Annotated in this window: 12 protein-coding genes; 5 read left to right on the forward strand and 7 right to left on the reverse strand. The window is 46.3% G+C overall.

Annotation, left to right across the window (positions count from 1 at the left end; translation table 11 throughout):
- Positions 1-10 precede the first annotated feature (10 nt).
- Both BMZ72_RS34075 and katG read right to left on the reverse strand, forming a co-directional pair.
- On the reverse strand, positions 11-880 hold the full coding sequence (locus BMZ72_RS34075; RefSeq protein WP_089815616.1) for a hypothetical protein: 870 nt from the start codon (positions 878-880) through the stop codon (positions 11-13).
- 151 nt (positions 881-1,031) lie between these two features.
- Positions 1,032-3,311 (reverse strand): catalase/peroxidase HPI, encoded by a 2,280-nt coding sequence (katG, locus tag BMZ72_RS34080; protein WP_089815618.1) that lies wholly within the window; start codon positions 3,309-3,311, stop codon positions 1,032-1,034.
- 349 nt (positions 3,312-3,660) lie between these two features.
- On the opposite strand from katG, the gene BMZ72_RS34085 reads away from it, so the two are divergent.
- Positions 3,661-4,557: a DUF6263 family protein gene (locus BMZ72_RS34085; protein ID WP_089815621.1), complete on the forward strand. Its 897-nt coding sequence runs from the start codon at positions 3,661-3,663 to the stop codon at positions 4,555-4,557.
- 56 nt (positions 4,558-4,613) lie between these two features.
- Here BMZ72_RS34085 and BMZ72_RS34090 read toward each other — a convergent pair whose 3' ends face one another.
- The gene (locus tag BMZ72_RS34090) at positions 4,614-5,192 is read right to left on the reverse strand and encodes a YdeI/OmpD-associated family protein (RefSeq protein ID WP_089815622.1); all 579 of its coding nucleotides are present in this window, start codon (positions 5,190-5,192) and stop codon (positions 4,614-4,616) included.
- A gap of 242 nt (positions 5,193-5,434) precedes the next feature.
- Between BMZ72_RS34090 and BMZ72_RS34095 the strand changes: the two genes are divergently transcribed.
- The gene (locus tag BMZ72_RS34095; protein WP_089815623.1) at positions 5,435-6,181 is read left to right on the forward strand and encodes a hypothetical protein; all 747 of its coding nucleotides are present in this window, start codon (positions 5,435-5,437) and stop codon (positions 6,179-6,181) included.
- A gap of 81 nt (positions 6,182-6,262) precedes the next feature.
- On the opposite strand, the gene BMZ72_RS34100 is transcribed toward BMZ72_RS34095, so the two are convergent.
- The 4 genes from BMZ72_RS34100 to BMZ72_RS34115 form a co-directional block, all read right to left on the reverse strand.
- Positions 6,263-6,523 carry a DUF6520 family protein gene (locus BMZ72_RS34100; protein ID WP_089815624.1) on the reverse strand — a complete coding sequence of 87 codons (261 nt, stop codon included), beginning with the start codon at positions 6,521-6,523 and terminating at the stop codon, positions 6,263-6,265.
- Between the two features lie 85 nt (positions 6,524-6,608).
- Positions 6,609-7,664 (reverse strand): hypothetical protein, encoded by a 1,056-nt coding sequence (locus tag BMZ72_RS34105; protein WP_143087855.1) that lies wholly within the window; start codon positions 7,662-7,664, stop codon positions 6,609-6,611.
- A gap of 11 nt (positions 7,665-7,675) precedes the next feature.
- Complete coding sequence (locus BMZ72_RS34110) at positions 7,676-8,122, reverse strand: MauE/DoxX family redox-associated membrane protein (RefSeq protein WP_089815627.1); 447 nt, start codon at positions 8,120-8,122, stop codon at positions 7,676-7,678.
- Positions 8,123-8,283: 161 nt separating this feature from the next.
- Positions 8,284-9,009, reverse strand: coding sequence for a DUF2071 domain-containing protein (locus BMZ72_RS34115; RefSeq protein ID WP_089815629.1), 726 nt, complete (start codon positions 9,007-9,009; stop codon positions 8,284-8,286).
- Positions 9,010-9,114: 105 nt separating this feature from the next.
- Here BMZ72_RS34115 and BMZ72_RS34120 point away from each other — a divergent pair, with 105 nt between their 5' ends.
- The 3 genes from BMZ72_RS34120 to BMZ72_RS34130 all read left to right on the forward strand — a co-directional run.
- Positions 9,115-9,636 (forward strand): hypothetical protein, encoded by a 522-nt coding sequence (locus tag BMZ72_RS34120; RefSeq protein WP_143087856.1) that lies wholly within the window; start codon positions 9,115-9,117, stop codon positions 9,634-9,636.
- A 4-nt stretch (positions 9,637-9,640) separates the two neighbouring features.
- On the forward strand, positions 9,641-10,459 hold the full coding sequence (locus BMZ72_RS34125; RefSeq protein WP_089815633.1) for an SOS response-associated peptidase: 819 nt from the start codon (positions 9,641-9,643) through the stop codon (positions 10,457-10,459).
- Positions 10,460-10,922: 463 nt separating this feature from the next.
- Positions 10,923-18,172 (forward strand): beta strand repeat-containing protein (locus BMZ72_RS34130; RefSeq protein WP_089815635.1); only part of this gene is annotated, 7,250 nt, incomplete at its 3' end.

Raw genomic sequence — 18,172 nt, forward strand, 5'->3', positions numbered from 1 at the left:
ACATAAAGGATTAACTACGTCTTTGTTTGCTTCGGTTACGGTATAAAATAAGCAGCTGATTTAATTCTGTGGTGGTGATATCGAGATCATCTATGTTGAACAATTCACGTCCTCCGGGATGATCGTAGGAAAGATAATGATTATAGTTGTTCCCACTGGTTCTGGTGATGGCCTCTTCGTTACCAATGGATTTCCACGGATAGAAGGAAGTTGATGCTGTTTGTATGCCTTTGTTGCTGATGATGATCTGTGGTAGCTTATTAGTTGCCTGACGATATTCCTTCCAGGCAAACCATGCACATGCGGCTGTCAGACCGCTACCCAGCCAGAGCCTATCTGTGATTACTATCAGATAAATACCTGCTCCTGCTGCCAGCAACATAATGCTCATTTCAAGATAATTCGCCAGTTTGGAGTAGTAAATGATGGTTTCTGCTGGTATAGTAAGATCATCAATAAATACCTCCTGCTGCATAGAACGATCGTTAGATGCCCTTTGGTGGAACCGTTGCCGGAGTAATTGCCATTTGGCTTTTTCAGCTGCGGAGCGGATCTCTGTTTTTTCAAATATGCTGTTGTCGGGCCAGATCAGTTTTTCCTGTATGGCCCTTTTCTTCAGCTGATGTACGTTGCCAACATTTTCAAAAGCCCAGAGCCTCCATTTTGTTATCATTATGCTCCAATAAAGCCACCCTAATACAAAAGAAAACAAAATGCCAGCCAGAATTCCCCAGCCAGCTATGATCTTTTGTATGCCCAATGTAACACTGATCACCATTGTCAGTATCATGATGATCGTTGCCGGAAGGTTGACCATTTTGTGGCCTTTTGAAATCGCTTTATCTAATGATATCGTCTCGCCTGTTTGGATGATGCTCATAAAGTATCGGGATAGTGATATTTTGTAATGTTATTCGCAGATAAGGATAATACGAAGTGAAATTAATATAACGAACTGAATTTAAATGAAAAAACCTCTAAAGTACCAGGTGCGGCACTTCAGAGGTTTTATTTATCACGGTTAAATCTTACTATCTGGCGAGATCAAATCTGTCCAGGTTCATGACTTTGTTCCAGGCAGCTACGAAATCTTTTATGAACAGTTCCTGACCGTCTCCGGCGCCGTATACTTCCGCGATCGCTCTGAGTTCGGCATTAGAACCAAATACCAGATCGGCACGGGTAGCGGTCCATTTTACTTCTCCACTGGTACGGTCGGTACCTTCGAAGAGTTCTTTATCCGCAGATACGGCTTTCCAGGCGGTATTCATATCCAGCAGATTGACAAAGAAATCGTTGGAGAGAACGCCGGGGCGTTTTGTGAATACGCCTTCAGAAGCGCCGTTATAGTTTGTGTTCAGCACACGGAGGCCACCTGTTAACGCGGTTAATTCAGGCGCTGTGAGCGTGAGCAGTTGTGCCTTGTCGATCAGCAGGCCTTCGGTGGATGCGTGTACCTTGTTTGTACGGTAGTTGCGGAAGCCGTCAGCCACTGGTTCCAGGAAGCCGACAGATTCAACGTCTGTCTGATCCTGTGTAGCGTCTCCGCGACCAGGTGTAAATGGCACTGTAACGGTCTGTCCTGCGTCTTTAGCTGCTTTCTCTATACCGGCACTTCCTGCCAGTACGATCAGGTCAGCAATAGATACTTTCTTACCACCTGCTTGTCCACCGTTAAATTCTTTTTGAATGCCTTCCAGTACATCCAGTACTTTTTGCAGCTGAGAAGGGTTATTCACCTTCCAGTAGCGTTGTGGCGCGAGGCGGATACGTGCCCCATTTGCACCACCGCGTTTGTCGGAGCCACGGAAAGTGGAAGCGGACGCCCAGGCGGTAGATACAAGTTCGGATACACTCAATCCTGATGCCAGGACTTTTGCCTTGAGGGCGGTAATATCATTCTCATCGATCAGCGGATGGTCTACTGCCGGAATCGGGTCCTGCCACAGCAATACTTCTTCCGGTACATCTGGTCCGAGGTAACGGACACGCGGACCCATATCGCGATGGGTAAGTTTGAACCAGGCGCGGGCGAAAGCGTCTGCAAAAGCGTCTGCATCTTCCAGGAAGCGTCTGGATATTTTCTCATACACCGGATCAAATCTCAGGGATAGATCGGTGGTGAGCATGGTAGGTCTATGTTTTTTGCCGCTATCGTATGCATCCGGTATAATATCGTCTGCATTTTTGGCTACCCACTGGTGTGCACCTGCCGGACTTTTAGTGAGTTCCCATTCAAAGCCGAAGAGGTTTTCGAAGAAGTTATTGCTCCATTGGGTCGGCGTGGTTGTCCAGATTACTTCCAGTCCGCTGGTGATTGTATCAGCACCTTTTCCGGAGCCATAGCTATTGTTCCAGCCGAGGCCCTGAGATTCGATGCCGGCTGCTTCCGGTTCTTTACCTACATGGCTGGAAGGAGCCGCGCCATGGGTTTTACCGAAGCTGTGGCCACCTGCTATCAGTGCGACTGTTTCTTCATCGTTCATGGCCATACGACCAAAGGTATCGCGGATATCTTTGGCTGCTGCGATCGGGTCAGGATTACCATCCGGCCCTTCGGGATTTACATAGATCAATCCCATTTGTACCGCAGCAAGTGGTCTTTCGAGGTCGCGGGAGTGGATATCACCATCCGCATTATCATCGGAAGACACTACGCCATGTTCTTTAGGTACCCCTTCGGAGCCGTGGGCATAGCGGATATCACCACCCAGCCAGGTGGTTTCAGCACCCCAGTATACATCCTCTTCAGATTCCCATTTATCTTCACGTCCACCGGCAAAACCGAATGTTTTAAAGCCCATGGATTCCAGTGCTACGTTACCTGTCAGGATCAGTAAGTCTGCCCAGGAGAGGCTACGGCCGTATTTCTGTTTGATCGGCCAGAGCAGGCGGCGCGCCTTGTCAAGGCTGACGTTATCGGGCCAGCTGTTCAGCGGCGCAAAACGCTGTTGTCCTGATCCTGCACCCCCACGGCCATCATTCACGCGATAGGTACCGGCGCTGTGCCAGGCCATACGGATGAATAAGGGGCCATAATGTCCAAAGTCTGCCGGCCACCAGTCCTGCGAATCGGTCATGAGCGCATGAAGGTCGTTTTTCACCGCTTCCAGATCCAGACTTTTGAACGCTGCTGCATAGTTAAAATCTCCTCCCAGGGGATTCGATGCAGGCGCGTGTTGACGCAGAATGTTCAATTTTAACTGGTTTGGCCACCAATCGCGGTTCCTGGTGCCGCCGCCGCCAGTGTTGTGCTTCAAAGTGCCATTGTGGAACGGGCATTTACTGATGTCGTTTAATTCTTTTTCCATTTGTAATAGTAGTTTATGGTATTGAACAAACACTTGCTTGCACGGGGTATTGTGCAGGTTTCTAAAGTTATGATATTGGAGATAATAATGGGAATTAATTAATTCTATGTTTCAATAGTTTATGTCTATTACTACCTGATGGTGGTCCGCTTAACATATTGATAATCTTATACTAAAAGATTCCGGTTATTTCAGTGGCCGGGAAGGCTGTCCGGGAATATTAAGTTTAAATGAATTCTCCCTGCGGGCAGGAGGCTGGTGGCAGTCTGTCATCAGAATAGGATAAGCGGCAATGACTTTATATAACCATTTTGATATATTTGTTATTTCAAACCAATAGCATATACCTATGACCACTAGAATTGTTGTCCTGATGATGGGCCTTATCTCCCTATCCTCCATCTCATCAGGTCAGGTAAAAAAGTCAATTATTCCGGTATTGAATCCAGGGGAACAGTACATTTTCAGAAACACAGCCATTTCAGACATTCATGAAGACGGCGTACGCGCTATCAATCAGACTAATTCCACCAGCTGGTTCCTGCGTGTAGTTGGAAAAACGAGCTCGGGCAAGTTAATGCTCAGAGCGACTTATCTTAAAATCAACCAGCGTACAGAACATCTTTTTACGCATGATCTGACAGGTTTCAACTCAGATGACTTCAACGAGTTTGTGGTGAAGAGCACATCTGATGATCTGCATAAGCAAAACGATCATCTGCGTAAACTTGGGGAAGGTATGCTGGGAAAATCATTCACTGTTTACATCACACCTGACTGGCAGGTAGATGAGGTAACCGGCGTGGATACACTGGTCAACGGTGCATTGGCAGGTATGGAAGAAGATGATGCTGCTATTGCACAGGGCTTTGGTAAAACGATGCGCGGAACGATCAGCAACGAAGAGATCAGAAAGGTATTTGAAGACGCATTGTCTTACATTCCTGAATCAGAAGTAGGTGTGGGGGACAAATGGAGTAAGGAAGAGAATCACCAGATAGGTGCGCTTCAGGTAGATTATGCTGTGAAATCCGATGATGGTAATCGTATGGAGCTCACCGTGTCTTCCGGTTCTGCTATTAATACCGATATCCAGGCTTCTTATTCCAGGAAAGGTACTATTACTGTTGACACTAAAACAGGGCTGGTAGTGCAGTCTTCTGTGAAGGATGATATGAAGCCAAGAGCAGGTAATATCACCAGGTTAGTGATCAGGACAGTAAAGAACGAAATGCAGAAGAAATAATGCAGCGCGCTCCGGCAAATACCGGAGCGCTATTTCTTGCGGACAATAGCGGTTGATTAAAACTGTTTAGGTTTTAGCTGCTGTGCGGCAAGCGTTGCGATCTCCAGGATCCTTTTCTGTCTGGTCTCAGGACGTTTGGCCATTACCAGCCATTGTAACATGCCTTTCCGGACGGTCCTGCTTAATCCCGTGAAAAAGGCCTTTGCGCCGGGATGTGCTTTAAAAGCAGCGGTAAGGTCTCCTGGGACCTTTAATGCTTCCACATCGTCTAAAATGTACCAGGTACCGTTCTTCTTCGCAATCTCAATACACAGCTCCCCGGCCGGCATCATTAAGCCCTCAGCCACCAGTCGTGCTACTTTCTCTTTATTGATCGCTGACCAGACGCTATTGGTCTTTCTGCGGGTAAAGAGCTGCATGAATTTCTCGTCATCAATGGGTCTTGCCGTACTGTCTATCCAACCAAAACAGAGGGCTTCATCTATGCCTTCACTACGACTCATTGTGGTGACCCCTGCCTGTTTTTTGTAGTAAATCAGCCAGATGGATTGTTTCTGCTGATGGTTTTTCTGCAACCATTGTCTCCATTGGGACCGGTTAGCCGGACAAATGGTCTCCCTGTCTTTTTCCTGCATAACAGTACTATTTCGGTTTTATGATACAAAGCTACAAGAGGGGGAGTGACAGCCCTATGTCAGGAGGCCGAAAGAAATTTCACTGTTTATCCCGGTGTCCGGAACAAAATAAGCTTATCAGCTGTTAGTATATCGATCTGAAATACAGCATTCGGCTGTCTGGTAAGCGGCATTCCCCCTGTCAGGCTTTTTTACAACATACACCACTGAACCACCAATTAATAAATTTAAAACTCCCATCAATGAACCAGCTAAGATTCATGAGCATATTCGTTTATGCAGGTGTCGCCGTATCCCTGATCTCCTGCGGCGGACAACACCAGGAAAAGAATGCGACGGACACCACCGTGATTGTAGACAGTACAGTTGTCGTTAAGACAGAAACGCCTGCTACATCCACCGTTGTTACAACGCCCCAGCAAATGATGGTGGTAAGACACAGGGTGGCCAATTTTTCCAAATGGTTACCTTCTTATGATGAGCATGATTCTATGCGGCAGGCCAATCAGATCCACAGTTATGTGATCGGACGCGGCCTACAGGATAGCAATATTGTTGTGGTTGCCGTGAAAGTAGATGATATGGAGAAGGCAAAGGCATTTAGTAAGGATCCTGGTTTGAAGAAAGCGATGCAGAAAGGAGGGGTAACAGGTGCGCCTTCTTTTGCTTTTGTGACGATGACGTATCAGGATACGGTTACGATTGCATCAGATGTACGTTCATGGACGACATTTACGGTTAAAGACTGGAGTGCCTGGGAGAGCGCATTTACAGAAGGGCAAAAGGAAAGACTGGACAATGGGTTGACCGTAAGAGCATACGGACATGATGCGGATAATGATAAGAAGGTGGTGCTGGTAGTAGCGGTAACCGATAGCGCCAAAGCACATGCATACTGGAAATCGGATATGCTGAAACAAAGAAGGATCGCATCCGGCGTGGTAGATGAGCCACAACGGTTTATTTTCCGGGTGGTAAAACGGTATTAGTAAAAAAGACGTCCCATTATAGGTAGTTATTCAGCAAAAGCCTTGCACTATTGCAAGGCTTTTGTTTTTTTATCCCTTTGATCAAGGTTGTGAGAGTACGGTACTACTGCATGTACCATTAGACTCCAGCTGGAGCAGCTGCAGCGTGACACCAGACAATGTGACCCGGCAGGTATTGAAACCACCGGCGCAGGAACCCCGGTATACGCAGGGAGAACCCTGGCTCGGTACCTGTTGCAGGTTGGTATACCCGGATCCGGGTGATTGGGCATTCGTAGCAAAAGCGCCGGCAATGGCCAGGGCAAATGCGCTTACTGATAATCCAATTTTTCTAAGGTTCATGACAGTAAAAATTTGAATTCGGATGTATGCCTACTATTTTCTACAGGTTTTCGGCGACGCCTGTTCTATTGCAATAGAAATATTGTTAGTGTCGTGGAATGGTATAAGCATGCAGTGTATGATCGTGCAGGGTAAACAACTGATTGCCCTGTATGATAAAGTCTATAACACGGTCTTCTGCAGGAAGCGGAACGTATAGTGTATAGATATATTTCCCGTTATCCAGTGCATATACGTCAATGATCTCCCTGTCACGTCTGATCTGTTTGTTTTCGTTGTCGGCAATCAGGGTGGAGAGAATATAGATCCTGTTATCAGCCGTTCTGACCCTGCTGTTGACATAGATGGGCGGTGCAGAAAATTTACTGATACCGGTTGACATACTGGCTACCTGTATTTTGGCCCTTGTATTTGTATCGAGCGTATGTCCTGTGTATTGTTGTTGCAGGTTGGAGTCCAGCGTCACAAATTCATTCCGGTAATGGTAGACGTATACCAGTCTGCCGCTTTGTTTATCATAATCGAAGGTACCATCAGTACAGAATATGCCATCCACCTGTCTGGTAATACTATTCGGACTTAGCGTTACGTATGGGGAGTCTGTTTTGATCTTTGCGAGTATGTTTTGTTTGTTCCCCAGGGAATCGACGTGAATACTGCGTGAGATGAAAGAGGTAGGGGAGATGTTTTGCAGTACATTAAAAAAGCAGCTTTGTGGGAGGAACCTTTGCAGCCTTAAACTGTGCAGGTCTCCTCTGTAGAGCGTGGGCGTATTCCCTTCTGCCATATACACAGCGGGTGAATCGACCATCATTCTGGCCAGTTTCCATGCATAGCGTTCACCCGATGCCAGTTGCAGGGTTAGTTGTTGTGTGTCCTGCAGTTGGCGGTCGACTGTCAGCAGGTGGAGCGAAGCTGAATAATTGGCCAGGTAAACATGTTGATCTGCTACTCCTGCAATGTAGTAGGACGGATATTTCAGTTCCAGGGTGTGTTCCAGGACCGCATTTGCAGCGGGCATCTTACGCGAGAATCCGTTTTTACGTTCGTTAGGTTTATCTGCGAATGCGTAAAGTATAAGCACAAGCAGGAGGCAGGCCGCCGTACAGACGGCCGCAAAATGAAAGGGCTTTTGCATCATGTTGTGTTCAGTTATGCGTGAACGAGTTGTTTGGATGGGCGGATGTTATCGTCAGGTCTGGTGTATAGCCACATACCCAGGAATGCAAGCAGCACAAAGAAAATATTGAAATAAAGGTGTTGTGTCCATGTCATACGGGAAATGACGCCTCCGCAGGAGCAGGGGACCTTTTCTGCCAGTGTCATGAGCACAATTATATAAGTAGTGAACAGCATCATCATCGCAAAGGATGCATAGAGACCGGTACGCCGGTAGCGTGGGAGGACCAGGAGCAGGGCAATGACTATTTCTGCAACAGGCACTACTATTGCCAATACCGGGGCAAACCTGGTTAATAAAGGAGACTGGCCTATTACTGCACGGAAATTTTCGTAATCGAGGAATTTGCTGACGGCTGTGTAAACGAACAATAGAATGAACAAGAGACGGATAGTCTCAAGAACCGTTCTTCTTAACATGGAATATGGATTTACAGGTTAAAGTGTAATCTCATTCAGTTTGGGCATGATCAGTAAATATAATTGGAGATATGAGACAGTTTAAGGGTCGTCTCCCCGGTTCTCACGTGTATCGCTGGCTATCTTGCATCCTAATTTAAGGAATTATTCTGAACATTCTGTTAGCGTCCGGTGATATTTTTTATTGCTTTCATGCTCTTCCATTCGTGTTCTACCTGTGTCATCAGTAAGGCATTGTCAAACTGAATGCTGCCTTTGGGAAATATCGCTTCATTTTCGTAGAAGCTGGAATGTACCTGTATCGCTTCTAATGGGTGTACCTGCCATTGATAAGTTTCCAGTTTGAGTCCTTCGTATTTATCACCGTTGGGAGAATAGCCGACAGCGCCTCTTTCAAAAAATCCGGATACATTTTCCAGTGTACCAAATATTGAATCCGGATTGAATACATCAGTAATACGCGCGTCGATGGAAATCGTTGTTTTGTCGGAGCTGGTAAAGTCGACGTGGTAGTTACCATCAGCTTCCTGTACGTTGAATTTAGCGAAGTAATGTTTACCGGGAAATATCCTTCCGCCAGCGAGGGCGTTCAGTCGCAGGGAGGTATCGCGGCGGGGAATGTATACGCCTTCTTTGATAACGCCGTTTTCTTCCCATTCTACGGCGATGCGATGCGCGCCATTTTCAGAATTGATACCTGTGAAGTCGGGAAATCCTTTTGGCTTGATATGTTTTAGTCTGATGAGGCAGATGCCGACAATTGCTTTTCCATTATAGATCTTAGGGCGGAATGGTTGCGGGAGAATGTTACGGACTACTTCCGGTTCAGCTGTGAAATTAATCAGCATTCTTCTGTCAATATAACCATGTATTGCCGGCAGTTTCATATTTATAGGGATTACGTATTGTTTGATAAAGGCGACTACAATTTACTTTAAAATAGCGTAATGTGGCCGGGAATATCAGCTATTACGGACAAATTACCAGGATGCGTGAAGTTTGTTTATTTTTACGCCCGCGAAATGAGCCGTTTGCTGACATATAATCCATTTGAGGTATTGACGCCTGCTTTTATAGAGATGCTGTTACAACATGCGCACTATTATGCCGTGCTGCAAAAGTTTCAGTATCCGGGTGTAGCGGCCAATAAAGGTTTTATGGCCACTGCCTATACTACACGGGAACAGGCATTGGTACATCTGGCAGAGTTGCATCCCGGGGAGGGAAAGATGCTGCAGCTGGCAGATAAAGCTGATCGGGAGAAATTGCTGGCTTTACTCGATCCTTCATCAGGATATCAGTTCTTTTACAGCACGACACCGGATGTTGCTGCCTGTAAAAAACTGACGCAGTTATATAAGCAGAAAGTAAGCAATTATATCAAAAGCCAGTTACGCATGAAAAGTGACGGCGGATATGATGTGACGCTGAAGGTGATAGCAGGACGGTTCATGGCAGTGATCACTTCCGGACAACAACGAAAGGAAGTATTGTTTTATGAAATGATCAGATAATAATATGTGCAGAAGTATCTCTATGCATTGTGAAATAGAATTAACCATTGACGCTTTTCCGGAGCTGGAAAACGGCAAGCAGGTTATATTCGATAAAGAGGGACTGGTTTATATTGATTCAACGGCATTCCCGCTGGCGGATGTCATTTCCAGGCAACAGGACCGGATGGTGCTTTCTGAGATGGCGTGGGGAGTGGTACCCTTGTTTGAGAAGGATAGAGAGAAGGTGGTATCGAGACGACTGGATATGGTGAATGCGCGTGCGGAAAGAATACTGGATGAAAATTCTTTCTGGTATAAATCGGGTCTTGTCAGACAGCCTGTTTTAATACCTGTTACGCATATTTTTGAGTACCGGCATATTCACGGATGGAGCAACAAGGTACCCTATGCGGTGCGCACCAATCATCAGCCGGAGCAGCATCCTTTTTATGTTCCGGGTATGTATCAGTTACATCATGAGCATGATGCGAAGGGAGAGTTGGTGCAGGTGGGTAGTTTTACGATGGTAACGACGGAAGCAAATGAAGTGATGCGGCAGATCCATAACGGTGGAAATAACCCGCATCGGATGCCTTTATTTTTACCACTGGATATGGGGAAGCAATGGATCTCTGCGAGCAGAACCAAAGGAGATGTAAAAGAAATCCTGCAATACCGGTTACCGGCTGACCAGTTGAGTTATCACACGGTCTTTACGCTGAGTGGGAAGAAAAGTCGTCCGGATGGCAAGGCAAAGGATGCTTACTGGGAATGGGCGAATTTGCCTGAACTAGGTAATGATTATCCGAAGGGGAGCGCTACGCAGACGTCTTTGTTTTAAACGAATATTCCATCTTATTGCAGGCCACATGTTGCATATTTTAGCAGCATGTGGCCTGTCTGTTTGTAGGCTATCCAAGTCCTCTTAAGCCATGAAAATGTCATTTAAATAGTTTACTACTTGTATGAGTAGTATGTTCCAAAGTCCCAACAGTTTGTATTTCAGAAGGAAACATTTTGGTGAGTAAAGTCCTCAAAAAATACACATATAAAATATTATTCCATTTAATTAATTTAATATATTTGTTCATTGGTTGTAGGACTGGTAATCATTATTTTTTCACATAGGACAAGATTATCGGAAGTAAATTCTACCCCTGTTTCCTCCGCAATGTGTGATAATGTACCGAAAAACCTTTCCCTATACATATGAATCAGCGGCTGCCCGAAGGTAGCCCACTACTATATCTATGAAAACACGTATCGTAAACGTTTTATCAAGCCTGGTCTTGATATTCTGTTCAATGGTGACGTTCGGCCAGATGCCGTTCAGCCCCTGTAACCCTAGCGGGGGAAAGAAAGGAGACATTCTGGGAATTGAGACCAGGTACAGAGCGCCCGGTGGGGCATCACCCGTATTTACTATCCCTGCAGGTACACGGTCAATTACAGTGTACATCTCTTCCGAGACCGGCCTTACCACGATTGCAGATAATCCGCAGGGAGACGAGGATTTCATGACTGTCAATGCGATCATTGACCTGACTTCCAACACTTCTTCCGGTTACGTGAACTTTGCCAGGAATACTTTCGTGGATGGTTCAGGTACAAACCTTTATGGTTGGCTGAAGGCTCCCCTGGGTGCATATATTCCTAATGCAAGTAAGGTGGGGGATGCTACTCCTAATCTGAACAACGTCAACTTCACGGTGAGCGGTAATACGCTGACGATCACAGAAAGTGCGAATACGATCCATTCATCGTATTATGTTGAGTATGTGTCTCCGTACAATAACTCCATCAACCCGCTGGACCCGCAGGTTCGGGCTTTGTTGCATGGTACCGGTACAGCGAGTACGGATCTGACGATTCCAATTCCGACGGGCGCGAATCTCATCTGTATATCAGGTAAGGGTACCAACTCAAGTGCCGTTGATCTTAATACAGCCGCTGGTACGGAGGAGGGCTATTCGAATCTCCGGGTCACCATCGATGTAGATGCCGGTTTGACCGACGGTTTTGTTACACTCGCGAATGGTGGATCTGTCGACAGACGATCCACTTATGTTATTAATAACCTGGCGAGTTCGTCGACGATGAACTTCCTTTCATCGGCCGCTATCACAGGTGATTATACTTCGAAGCTGACTTCTGCAGGTGCTGTGGGTGTATACAATCCACAGATATATGTCAGCGGTACCAATCTCGTGATCAGGCGTGATGCGAACTATGCCAGAGACTTCGACGACGCCTATGTGGTGGAGTTCTATCACAGGGTAGGACAGGGGATGAGTGCTGAGTTTATCAATTCTGATATTCAGCCGATACCGAAGGGGGTGAGTGCTACAACAGGTATCAGCAGAACATTTAATATACCTCCAGGTACAAACGCTATTTACTTCAATGAAACAGGTAATGCGTGTAACACTGACAGAGAGAGTAATGAAAACTCTATCGCGGCGTATGCTTATATCGATCTGAATACAGAGACAGCTACCGGTTATTTTTATCAGCAGGTAGGTCTCGACGGCGTGAACAGACGAGATGACAATTTTGCATTCAAGGGCTTAGCCTTAAATGGTAGCAGTGCCCGTGCACATGCGAGTACGGTCGGCTTTAAAGGGCCTAATGCTTACGATATCGTTTTTACATTATCAGCAGATAAAACACAGCTCACCGTGACCAACAGGACGGGGCTGGCGAATCCTGATTACCAGTTCCTGTTGTCAATGGATTACTATGGAGCGAGACCGGATGTCGCCTTTGATGCGTCGAGCATTACTTTGGCAAAAGGTCCTTCGTGTAATGTGATCAGGGCAACCTTCAACGTGTGTAACCCGGGAGCCGGTAACAGTAGCGGCGGTATGCCGGTATCATTCTATCATGGAGATCCTACGACAGATCCTACGGCGGTATTATTATATACCGGTGCATTTGGAAGTGGTTTGCTGGAAGGGGAGTGTAAGGTATTTACCTATGATATTCCGATGAATGGTTTTGATGACCTCAATGTACCAATGACCATTGTTATAAACGACAATGGTAGTTTTGTTGCCGGAGGAGTAGGGACCGCCGTGGGTACGCCATTTACACTGGCTTCACTGGTGAATCAGAGCTCTACTTATAAAGAATGTAACTATGATAATAACCTCATTACAAGAGTCTTAAACGTAAATAACTGTCCGGTTCCGAATCTCGATGCTGATAACAGTTCCGGTGCGGTGGGAAGATATAATTATCTGAACTATTTCAATGCGGGTACGCCTGGCGGTGTGAAGATCAACGACGCAGATCTTGCCGTTGTGGATCCGGGAGGTACAACAATTGCTTCTGCTACAATTACATTGACCAATAGACTGGATGGTGCTGCAGAGTCGATTTTCATCAATGGAACATTGCCGGCAGGTATTACCGCAACCGGTAGTGGCACAGGATCGATCGTGTTATCTGGTGTTGCGTCACAGGCTGCCTATGTTGCAGCAATGAGGATGATTGAATACCAGAACAGCAATCCTTCTCCTAATACGACCAATCGTATTATTACTACTGTACTGAATGACGGACTGGAAACCGGTCCGGCTTCTACCACTACGATTGTCATACTGACAGATCCGCGTATCAATGTATCAGGCAATGGTACTACGATTGCAGACAACAGTACAACTGTAAACGCAACAGACTGGACGGACTTTGGTAATACGATTTCAGCTTCAGTAACACGTACTTTCAATATCAGCAACGTTGGTACAGGTATCATTAACTTAACAGGTACGCCAGCGGTAAGTATCGCATCCGGCGATGCAGGGTTTACCATATCGACACAGCCTGGCGTTACTTCGTTGCCAGCTGCACAGAACACCAGCTTTGTGGTGAACTTTAATCCGGCAGCACATGCTGTTGGTGTGTATACCGCTGTTATACGTATTGTAAATAACGATACCAATACAGACAGGGCCGACTTTACTTTCACAGTATCAATTACGGTGAATGGTTTACCGACGGTAACGAACTTTACGGTAAATGGTACGGAAGATAATACGCTGGCATTTACTGCTGCGAATTTCACCTCTAATTATAATGATCCCGACGGTTCACCACTGAGTAGTATCAGGATTACAAGTTTACCGCTGAACGGTAGCTTCCGTCTGAATGGTACCGTGATCACCGTAGGGCAGGATATTCCGGCTGCGCAGCTGGGTAATATCACCTTTATACCTACTGCTAACTGGTCAGGCACATCAGGATTTGACTGGAGAGCTTATGATGGTACTTCCTTCTCAGCGGGTACTTCTCATGTGACGATCAATATTCAGCCGGTAAATGATGCACCACAGATCACTACGCCAACCAGTATCGCGGTGACGGAAGATATTCCTGCATCGCTGAAGGATATTTCCTTCTCAGATATTGATGCGGGAACAGGTATTGTGACTGTTACCTTCTCTGTGCCTAACGGGACACTGAATGCAACATCCGGTGCGGGTGTGACCGTGAGCGGCACGCCGGCAGCATTGATATTAACAGGTTCGATCGCTGATATTAATGCGTTCCTGGTAGCGAACAGGGTTACCTATTCTTCTACACAGAATCCGCCGCCAACGGTACTACTCACAGTAAATATTTCCGATAATGGTAATACCGGTGCAGGTGGCGCACAACAGGCGACAGCTACCGTACCATTGGGTATTACAGCTGTGAATGATGCGCCAACAGGTACAGGAGATACGCGTACGACATTGGAAGATACGCCGGTAAATGGTGCGGTTACAGGAAATGATGTGGATGGCGATGCGCTGACTTATACCTTAGGTACAGGTCCGGTGAGCGGAACCGCGACTGTCAATGCGGTAACCGGAGCTTATACTTATACACCGAATCTTAATTTTAATGGTACGGATGCGTTTACTGTTGTGATCAGTGATGGTCATGGCGGTTCAGTAACCGTGACGGTGAATATTACTGTTACGGCTGTTAACGATGCTCCAACTGGCACAGGTGATACACGTACAACCCTGGAAGATACGCCGGTAAATGGTGCGGTATCAGGTGCGGATGTTGATGGGGATGCACTGACCTATACCTTGGGTACAGGTCCGGTGAGCGGAACAGCAACTGTTAATGCAACGACGGGTGCTTATACTTATACACCGAATCCTAATTTTAATGGTACGGATGCCTTTACTATTGTGATTAGTGATGGTAATGGAGGTTCAGTAACTGTTACGGTGAATATTACGGTTACTGCTGTAAATGATGTGCCGACTGGTACAGGTGATACACGTACTACGCTGGAAGATACTCCTGTAAATGGTGCTGTATCTGGTGCGGATGTTGATGGTGATGCGCTGACTTATACCTTAGGTACAGGTCCGGTAAGCGGAACAGCGACTGTCAATGCGACAACCGGTGCTTATACTTATACACCAAATCCTAATTTTAATGGTACGGATGCGTTTACTGTAGTGATTAATGATGGTAATGGTGGTTCAGTAACTGTTACAGTGAATATTACCGTTACAGCTGTGAATGATGCGCCGACAGGCACAGGTGATACACAGACTACCCTGGAAGATACGCCGGTAAATGGTGCGGTATCAGGTGCTGATGTTGATGGCGATGCGCTGACTTATACATTAGGTACAGGTCCGGTAAGCGGAACCGCAACTGTTAATGCAACGACTGGTGCTTATACTTATACACCGAATCCTAATTTTAATGGTACGGATGTCTTTACTGTAGTGATCAGTGATGGTAATGGTGGTTCAGTAACCGTGACAGTAAATATTACAGTTACAGCTGTAAACGATGCGCCGACAGGCACAGGTGATACACAGACTACCCTGGAGGATACGCCAGTAAATGGAGCTGTATCAGGTGCAGATGTTGATGGCGATGCGCTGACTTATACCTTAGGTACAGGTCCGGTAAGCGGAACAGCGACTGTCAATGCAACGACGGGTGCTTATACTTATACGCCGAACCCTGATTTTAATGGTACGGATGTCTTTACTGTAGTGATCAGTGATGGTAATGGTGGTTCAGTAACTGTGACGGTGAATATTACTGTTACCGCTGTAAACGATGCACCGACAGGCACAGGAGATACACAGACTACCCTGGAAGATACGCCGGTAAATGGTGCGGTATCAGGTGCTGATGTTGATGGTGATGCGCTGACTTATACATTGGGTACAGGTCCGGTAAGCGGAACCGCGATTGTCAATGCAACGACTGGTGCTTATACTTATACACCGAATCCTAATTTTAATGGTACGGATGTCTTTACTGTAGTGATCAGTGATGGTAATGGTGGTTCAGTAACCGTGACAGTAAATATTACAGTTACAGCTGTAAACGATGCGCCGACAGGCACAGGTGATACACAGACTACCCTGGAGGATACGCCAGTAAATGGAGCGGTATCAGGTGCAGATGTTGATGGCGATGCGCTGACTTATACCTTAGGTACAGGTCCGGTAAGCGGAACAGCGACTGTCAATGCAACGACGGGTGCTTATACTTATACGCCGAACCCTGATTTTAATGGTACGGATGTCTTTACTGTAGTGATCAGTGATGGTAATGGTGGTTCAGTAACTGTTACAGTGAATATTACAGTTACAGCTGTAAATGATGCGCCGACAGGTACAGGAGATACACAGACTACCCTGGAAGATACGCCGGTAAATGGTGCTGTATCTGGTGCAGATGTTGATGGCGATGCGCTGACTTATACCTTAGGTACAGGTCCGGTGAGTGGAACAGCAACTGTTAATGCAACGACGGGTGCTTACACTTATACGCCGAATCCTGATTTTAATGGTACGGATGCGTTTACTGTTGTTATCAGTGATGGTAATGGTGGTTCAGTAACTGTGACAGTGAACATTACGATTACAGCTGTGAATGATGTTCCAACCGGTACCGGCGATACGCAGACTACCCTGGAAGATACGCCGGTAAATGGCGCAGTATCAGGTGCAGATGCTGATGGCGATGCGTTGACTTATACCTTAGGTACAGGTCCGTTAAACGGATCCGCGACTGTTAATGCGACAACAGGAGCTTATACTTATACGCCGAACCCAGACTATAATGGTCCGGATAGCTTTACAATAATTATCAGTGATGGTAATGGCGGTTCAGTAACCGTGACGGTGAATATTACGGTGACTGCTGTGAATGATGCGCCGACTGGTACAGGTGATACACAGACTACCCTGGAAGATACGCCGGTAAATGGAGCAGTATCAGGTGCTGATGTGGATGGTGATGCGCTGACTTATACCTTAGGTACAGGTCCGGTAAGCGGAACAGCGACTGTCAATGCAACGACCGGAGCTTATACTTATACGCCGAATCCTGATTTCAATGGTACAGATGCCTTTACTGTAGTGATTAGTGATGGTAATGGTGGTTCAGTAACTGTTACAGTAAATATTACGGTTACAGCCGTAAATGATGTCCCAACAGGTACAGGAGATACACAGACTACTCTGGAAGATACACCAGTAAATGGTGCTGTATCAGGTGCAGATGCTGATGGCGATGCGTTGACTTATACCTTAGGTACAGGTCCGTTAAACGGATCCGCGACTGTTAATGCGACAACAGGAGCTTATACTTATACGCCGAACCCAGACTATAATGGTCCGGATAGCTTTACAATAATTATCAGTGATGGTAATGGTGGTTCAGTAACTGTGACGGTGAATATTACGGTGACTGCTGTAAATGATGCGCCGACTGGTACAGGAGATACACAGACTACCCTGGAAGATACGCCGGTAAATGGAGCAGTATCAGGTGCTGATGTGGATGGCGATGCGCTGACTTATACCTTAGGTACAGGTCCGGTAAGTGGAACAGCAACTGTTAATGCAACGACGGGTGCTTACACTTATACGCCGAACCCTGATTTTAATGGTACGGATGTCTTTACTGTAGTGATCAGTGATGGTAATGGTGGTACGGTTACTGTGACAGTAAATATTACTGTTACAGCCGTAAATGATGTGCCAACAGGTACAGGAGATACGCAGACTACTTTGGAAGATACGCCGGTAAATGGAACAGTATCTGGAGCAGATGCGGATGGTGATGCGTTGACTTATACATTGGGTACGGGTCCGTTAAGCGGAACAGCGACTGTCAATGCAACAACAGGTGCTTACACTTATACACCGAACCCTGATTTTAATGGTACGGATGTCTTTACTGTAGTGATTAGTGATGGTAATGGTGGTTCAGTAACCGTGACAGTAAATATTACGGTGACTGCTGTGAATGATGCGCCGACAGGCACAGGAGATACACAGACTACCCTGGAGGACACGCCAGTAAATGGCGCGGTATCTGGTGCAGATGTGGATGGTGATCCGCTGACTTATACCTTAGGTACAGGTCCGGTGAGTGGAACAGCGACTGTTAATGCAACGACGGGTGCTTACACTTATACGCCGAACCCTGATTTTAATGGTACGGATGTCTTTACTGTAGTGATCAGTGATGGTAATGGTGGTACGGTTACTGTGACAGTAAATATTACTGTTAC

This window comes from Chitinophaga sp. YR627, from assembly GCF_900114995.1.
GTDB lineage: Bacteria > Bacteroidota > Bacteroidia > Chitinophagales > Chitinophagaceae > Chitinophaga.